Consider the following 3,314-nt stretch of genomic DNA (forward strand, 5'->3'; position numbering starts at 1 on the left):
TACAAGATAATTTCTTTCAGAAATGAGTAGCTAGCAAACAATTCATATTGTTTTGGGTTAACATATTTTGAAATCCATTTGCTATCCTTCAACTCATTTTCTTTCAATATTACTTTAGTGTTTCTGCTAAGCTAAATTGGCTGCTAGTTGCTCAGTGACAATGTCCGGGAGCGGCGAGTTTTGCTCCCTTGTTTTGCCGCAGATAGTTCGTTAGAATACTAGTGAGGATAATTCCATCAACTGGTATTGAGGTGAAATAGAAAGCACCACATTGCGAACTCTCCCCAGCAAGGTAGTTGTCCGTAATGCGGTGCCCCATAAAACATGGTTATAGTAACACATTACGAAACATTTTTCAATGAGAAATTAAATATTTTTCATAAAGAGTAAAGAGCCATTGATCTGTCCTATATGCTCCGGTGAGCTAAAGGTCAGAGATACCAAGTATCGCAAGCTAATATGTACTACTGATGATATTGTTGTAAAGACATATCGATTACGACGATTGCATTGTAAAACCTGCGGCAAGCTTCATACCGAGTTGCCGGACTGCATGCAGCCGTACAAGCATTATGAAGCTGATGCTATTCAAGCTGAGATTGACAGATCTAAAGAAAATCCTAATGCCGATGAAAGTACACTGAAGCGATGGCGTGCTGAGTTTCAAAACCTTAAGGATCATATTGAGGGAACATTGCATGCCTTATGGTCCCGGCATTATGGCGTTAATTATCCTCTTTTCAAGCAGGATTCTTTACTCGATTTTATACGAAAACACGAACCCGGCTGGTTACGCTTTGTCAACAAGGCAATGATCAACAGGGAATTACCGATACACACCCAGTTTGCATTTTGTCCATGGCCATAAAGTATTATGCTCTTCATAGAAAGAAATGAAAGGAGCGGATACTTTATGAAAACACAAGATGCACAAGGTCAAGCGGCTGCCAGGATGATGATTATTATGCCGCTATTAGACGAAAATCTTGATCCCAAAAGTATTGTTGAGCTCAAGAAGAAGCTGGCGGCACAACACGAAATATCCTACCGAACCATCTCCAGATATTATGATGCATATTTAAAGGATGGTTTTGATGGACTTAAACCCAAGCAGATTGCCTCCAAGGAGCACAGCTTGCTTCCAGAGAATTTTCAAGAGATTGTCGATACTGCCATAGAGCTTAGGAGAGAATGCCCTAGCAGATCTGTCAATGATATCATCCGGATTATGGAACTTGAAAACATTGTGCCCCAAGGCAGTGTCAGCCGAAGCACACTTCAGCGGCACCTTCAAAAACGGGGCTTTGGTTCCCACCAGATGAAGATCTATACACAAAAAGGTGTATCAGCAAGACGGTTTCAAAAGTCACAGCGTTGCATGCTTTTCCAAGGAGATATCAAATATGGGCCATATCTATCCATTGGAAAGAATGGTGCAAAAAAGCAGGTGTATCTGTCCGCATTTATCGATGATGCCACCCGATTCATTGTGGCTGCAAAATTCTATGAGCATCAGCAGATTGCAATCATTGAAGATACTTTACGAACTGCCATTATGCAATATGGCAAGCCGGATGCCATCTATGTAGATAACGGCAAGCAATACCGATCAAGCTGGCTTGGGAAAGCTTGCACCCAGTTAGGGATAAAGCTTTTGTTTGCTAAGCCCTATCATCCTGAAGGAAAGGGTAAAATTGAGGCCTTTAACAGGAGAATCGATTCCTTTCTTTCAGAAGTAGCTTTAACGGATGTAAAAACACTGGATGAACTCAACAGATTATTAAAGCTCTGGATTGATGACCATTATCACAAAACACCCCATCATGGGCTTGGCGGCATAACTCCCGAGGTTGCGTTTAAGACAGATAAACGCTCTCTCAAGTTTATTGATATGCGGACTCTTACAGAAGCCTTCCTCCACAGCGAGGAACGTACTGTAGATAAAACCGGTTGCATCAGCTTTGAAGGTAAACGGTATGAAATCGGATTGCAGCTCATCGGCAGAAAAGTTGAAGCTCACTATGATCCGTCTTGGGCTAATGAAATCGAAATCCACCATCCGGATTTTGTCCCCTTCATGGCTAAGGAACAAGTGGTTGGGGAACACTGCGGTACCAGGTCAGGACTTCCTCAACGCATGACTCCGCTTAAGCCTGAGAGTTCGAGATTCCTTGACGGATTAAACAAAGCCAATATATCCGGCCGCACCCGCCAAGATGTTGCTGTTGTATTCAGAAAGAACCGTGAGGTGTCTGACCATGTATGAAGCATTTTTCGAGATGAAGCAGACACCCTTTATCAATAGTATTTCAGTGGATGGACTGTATCTGTCGCCTATGTTAGATGAAACCCTAAGCCGACTTGAGTTTGCAGCAGAAAAACGATTGTTTGCATTGGTCACAGCGGATGTTGGCTGCGGCAAATCCACCGCCATAAGGAAGTTTGCATCTATGTTGTCCAGCGATAAATACCAAGTACTCTATCTGTCTGATTCGAAATTGACACCCAGGTGGTTCTACAAAGGTTTGCTGGATCAACTGGGGGTAGAAGCAAAGTTTTACCGCGGCGATTCCAAACGCCAGCTGCACCAACAACTTGAAATCATACGAGGCGTTCAAGGGAAAAATGTCGTTACAATCGTTGATGAAGCTCATTTGCTGGACAAGGAGACTCTTGAGGAAATACGCTTCCTGATGAACTACAAAATGGACTCTCTAAATCCTATGGCGCTCATCCTTGTTGGCCAGAATGAATTATGGGATAAGCTGAAACTCCAGCGTTATGCCGCTATTCGTCAGCGCATTGATATCAAGTGCGAAATCCCTCAATACGACAGATCCCAGACAGAAGAATACATAGCCGCACATCTTAAATATGCGCAAGGTACATCGGAGATATTTACCGAAAAGGCCATTGATGAAATACATCGATATTCTGCCGGCTCAGCAAGAGCCATCAACAAGGTAGCAACCCATGCACTGATGTTTGCGGCACAGCGTGCCAAGAAGCTTATTGATGATTACATGGTTCGAACTGTTATTGCTGGAGAACTACCGTAGATCATGCCATGGCGGAAGCCATGGCATCCTTTCCGAGTTGCCGCAGCAAATTAAGAGAGCAATTTACGGCGAAAATGGGGAGCAGTTCGTGGGCAAAGGAAGAAATCAACTACACTAAGATATAAAAAATCTCTGAGTTTTAAATCGTTATTGTTAATCCAAACTAAAATGACTATTACCATAAATGAGTGGCTATAAGGACTCACAATAAATGTCAGCGGAAGCACAATCATCAAAAGAAGATTTACATCTTTT

At 42.7% G+C, this 3,314-nt stretch carries 4 protein-coding genes; 3 read left to right on the plus strand and 1 reads right to left on the minus strand.

Annotated elements, in window-relative coordinates; all coding sequences use genetic code 11:
• Nucleotides 1-397 precede the first annotated feature (397 nt).
• The 3 genes from ABV008_RS00165 to ABV008_RS00175 are packed head-to-tail and all read left to right on the plus strand — an operon-like array spanning nucleotide 398 to nucleotide 3,059.
• Nucleotides 398-868, plus strand: coding sequence for a DUF6431 domain-containing protein (locus tag ABV008_RS00165; protein ID WP_352417795.1), 471 nt, complete (start codon nucleotides 398-400; stop codon nucleotides 866-868).
• A 45-nt stretch (nucleotides 869-913) separates the two neighbouring features.
• On the plus strand, nucleotides 914-2,266 hold the full coding sequence (locus tag ABV008_RS00170) for a DDE-type integrase/transposase/recombinase (RefSeq protein ID WP_352417796.1): 1,353 nt from the start codon (nucleotides 914-916) through the stop codon (nucleotides 2,264-2,266).
• Complete coding sequence (locus ABV008_RS00175) at nucleotides 2,259-3,059, plus strand: ExeA family protein (protein ID WP_352417797.1); 801 nt, start codon at nucleotides 2,259-2,261, stop codon at nucleotides 3,057-3,059. The genes ABV008_RS00170 and ABV008_RS00175 overlap by 8 nt, the downstream gene beginning before the upstream one ends.
• Before the next feature lie 50 nt (nucleotides 3,060-3,109).
• On the opposite strand, the gene ABV008_RS00180 is transcribed toward ABV008_RS00175, so the two are convergent.
• The coding region (locus ABV008_RS00180) for a hypothetical protein (RefSeq protein WP_352417798.1) at nucleotides 3,110-3,314 on the minus strand (205 nt) is incomplete at its 5' end.

Source organism: Proteiniborus sp. (assembly GCF_040308045.1).
GTDB lineage: Bacteria > Bacillota > Clostridia > Tissierellales > Proteiniboraceae > Proteiniborus.